This window comes from Pseudomonas sp. P5_A2_2 (assembly GCF_054177685.1).
Genome location: NZ_JBGCUL010000484.1, coordinates 1 through 3,424, shown reverse-complemented (window position 1 = coordinate 3,424; position 3,424 = coordinate 1). Strand labels below are relative to the sequence as shown.

Sequence of the window (3,424 nt, the reverse complement as noted above, 5' to 3'; positions counted from 1 at the left end):
CCATGAAGATGACCAAGGTCATGGTTTCCGAGGCCGGCGCATCGGTTTACTCGGCATCGGAACTGGCTTCCAAGGAATTCCCGGATCTGGACGTGTCGATCCGTGGCGCGGTGTCGATTGCCCGTCGCCTGCAAGATCCGCTGGCGGAGCTTGTGAAGATCGATCCGAAATCCATCGGCGTCGGCCAATACCAGCACGACGTGTCGCAGCTGAAACTGGCCCGTGGCCTGGATGCGGTGGTCGAGGACTGCGTTAACGCCGTTGGCGTGGACGTGAACACCGCTTCCGTGGCGCTGCTGGCACGGATCTCCGGCCTCAACGCGACCCTGGCACAGAACATCGTCAGCCACCGCGACGAGCACGGCGCGTTCAAGACCCGCGCCGCGCTGAAGAAAGTCGCTCGCCTGGGTGAAAAAACCTTCGAACAGGCCGCCGGATTCCTGCGCGTCATGAACGGTGAAAACCCACTGGACTCGTCGGCGGTTCACCCGGAAGCCTATCCGCTGGTTCAGCGCATCGCCGCCGAAACCGACCGTGACATCCGCTCGCTGATTGGCGATGCCACGTTCCTCAAGCGTCTCGATCCGAAGAAGTACACCGATGAAACCTTCGGTCTGCCGACCGTGACCGACATCCTCCAGGAGCTTGAAAAACCAGGGCGCGACCCGCGTCCCGAGTTCAAGACTGCCGAGTTCCAGGAAGGCGTCGAAGACCTCAAGGACCTACAACCGGGCATGATCCTCGAAGGCGTGGTGACCAACGTGACCAACTTCGGTGCCTTCGTCGATATCGGCGTGCATCAGGACGGTTTGGTGCATATCTCCGCGCTTTCGGAGAAGTTCATCAAGGATCCACGGGAAGCGGTGAAGGCCGGTGACGTGGTGAAAGTGAAGGTCATGGAAGTGGACATCCCGCGCAAACGCGTAGGCCTGTCGATGCGCATGAGCGACACCCCGGGCGAGAAAATCGACGGCGCTCGCGGCGCACGTCCGGGTTCGGCGCCACGCCAGTCCCAGAACACCGCACCGCGCAAGGAAACCACGGCGGCAGCACCGGGCAACAATGCCATGGCTTCGCTGTTCGCCAATGCCAAGCAGTTGAAGAAACGCTGATGGACATTCCCGCCGGGCTGACCGAAAGCGCGTTTTTCAAGCTGCTGGGCTGCCGCTTGCACAGTCTGGAAACCGGGGTAGCGCAAGTCGCCCTGGCGCTGGAACCCGAGCTGCGCAATCGCGGCGGCAAGCTGCACGGCGGGGCCTTGTTCAGCCTGGTGGACATTGCCATGGGGCTGGCCTGTTCCAGCACCCACGGCTTTGACCAGCAGAGCGCGACCATCGAGTGCAAGATCAACTACATCCGTGCCGTCTCAGACGGCGAGGTGATGTGCACGGCGCGGGTGATCCACCCGGGTCGCCGCACATTGGTGGTCGAGGCCGATGTGATGCAGTGCGACAAACTGGTCGCAAAAGCACAAGGCACGTTCGCTGTCCTGTAGCTACCGGTCATCGATTTGAGTTAATTTCGGCGCAATGAAACTTGTGGGAGCGAGCTTGCTCGCGATGGCGGTGTGTCAGACGACAATAATGTTGACTGATAAACCCTCATCGCGAGCAAGCTCGCTCCCACAGGGATTGTGCAGTTACTGACTGACCGGCACATGGCCTGTGCGGCTCGAAAAACCAGGCGAAAACGCCAGTTTTAACTTCACCCTTGTAGACCGTCTTGCCCACCCCCATATTGGGGCGACTGACGCGTGAAGGAATCCAACTTGAGCGAACTTCTCAACCGCCGCCTGGCTCTGCTCGGCGAGCGCGCTAACCTCTCTCTGCTCGAACAGTGCCTTCACGGCATCGAACGTGAATGCCTGCGCGTGACCGATGAAGGTCGCCTGGCGCAAACGCCGCACCCGGAAAGCCTGGGTTCCGCGCTGACCAATGAACAGATCACCACCGACTATTCCGAGTCGCTGCTGGAGTTCATCACCCCGGCCCTGCCCGATCCTGCCGATACGCTGGCGAGCCTGGACAGCATTCACCGTTTTGCCTACAGCAAGCTCGGCAACGAGTACCTGTGGAGTCCGTCGATGCCTTGCCCGTTGCCGGCCGAGGAAGAYATCCCCATCGCCTACTACGGCACGTCCAACATCGGGCAGCTCAAGTACGTGTACCGCAAGGGCCTGGCCCTGCGYTACGGCAAGACCATGCAGTGCATTGCCGGCATCCACTACAACTTTTCCCTGCCGGAAAAGCTCTGGCCGCTGCTCAAGCAGGCCGAAGGTTTTGTCGGCACCGACCGCGATTTCCAGTCGTCGTCCTACATCGCGCTGATCCGCAACTTCCGCCGCTACAGTTGGCTGCTGATGTACCTGTTCGGCGCGTCGCCAGCACTGGACGCCGGTTTCCTGCGCGGTCGTTCGCACCAGTTGGAACAACTGGACCCGCAGACCTTGTACCTGCCGTACGCCACCAGCCTGCGCATGAGCGACCTGGGTTACCAGAGCAACGCCCAGGCCGGCCTGACGCCGTGCTACAACGATCTGAACAGCTACACCGACAGCCTGCGCAAAGCGGTGGCCACGCCGTATGCACCGTACGTCGAAGTCGGCACCCACCAGGATGGCGAGTGGGTACAGCTCAACACCAACATCCTGCAGATCGAAAACGAGTACTACTCCAACATCCGCCCGAAACGCGTGACCTATACCGGTGAACGCCCTATCCAGGCACTGATGGCCCGGGGTATCCAGTACGTTGAAGTGCGCTGCCTGGACATCAACCCGTTCCTGCCGATGGGCATCGACCTCACCGAGTCGCGTTTCCTCGATGCGTTCCTGCTGTACTGCGCATTGAACGACAGCCCGCTGCTGACCAATACCAGCTGCGGCAACGCGACCTCGAACTTCCTCAGCGTGGTCAAGGAAGGTCGTCGTCCGGGCCTGCAACTGCAACGGGATGGCCAACCGGTTGACCTCAAGGAATGGGCCGGCGAGTTGCTGGAGAAAATTGCTCCTCTGGCGGCGATGCTCGACCAGAGCCATGGCGGCGATGCCCACAGCAAGGCGCTGGACGCCCAGATGGCCAAGGTCCAGGACCCGTCCCTGACGCCGTCGGCCCAGGTATTGGTGGCCATGGCCGAGCACAAGGAGAGCTTCGCCCAGTTCTCCCTGCGCCAGAGCCAGGCCCATGCCGAGTTCTTCCGCAGCGAGCCGTTGGCGGCTGAGGAACAGGCGAAGTTTGAAGAGCGGGCGCGTTCGTCGCTGGCTCAACAGGCTGAGCTGGAACAGAACGAAGTCGGTGATTTCGATGTGTTCGTCGGAGCGTACCAGGCGAGCATTCTGGCGATCAGCAACTGAGCGTCGAAGGTCCTGCGGACCTTATCGTCGGAACGCCGCCCGGAGCAAGCTCGCTCCCACAGGAGGAGTTGC

General features: G+C 61.3%; 3 protein-coding genes. All 3 read left to right on the top strand.

The window, feature by feature from the left end; all coding sequences use genetic code 11:
* On the top strand, nt 1-1,112 hold a 1,112-nt coding region (locus tag ACXRVY_RS20875; protein WP_458238137.1), incomplete at its 5' end, for a helix-hairpin-helix domain-containing protein.
* The gene (locus tag ACXRVY_RS20870) at nt 1,112-1,495 is read left to right on the top strand and encodes a PaaI family thioesterase (RefSeq protein WP_223462723.1); all 384 of its coding nucleotides are present in this window, start codon (nt 1,112-1,114) and stop codon (nt 1,493-1,495) included. The genes ACXRVY_RS20875 and ACXRVY_RS20870, both read left to right, overlap by 1 nt.
* A 273-nt stretch (nt 1,496-1,768) precedes the next feature.
* Nucleotides 1,769-3,352 (top strand): glutamate--cysteine ligase, encoded by a 1,584-nt coding sequence (gene gshA / locus ACXRVY_RS20865; protein ID WP_223462722.1) that lies wholly within the window; start codon nt 1,769-1,771, stop codon nt 3,350-3,352.
* The last annotated feature ends 72 nt before the right edge of the window (nt 3,353-3,424 follow it).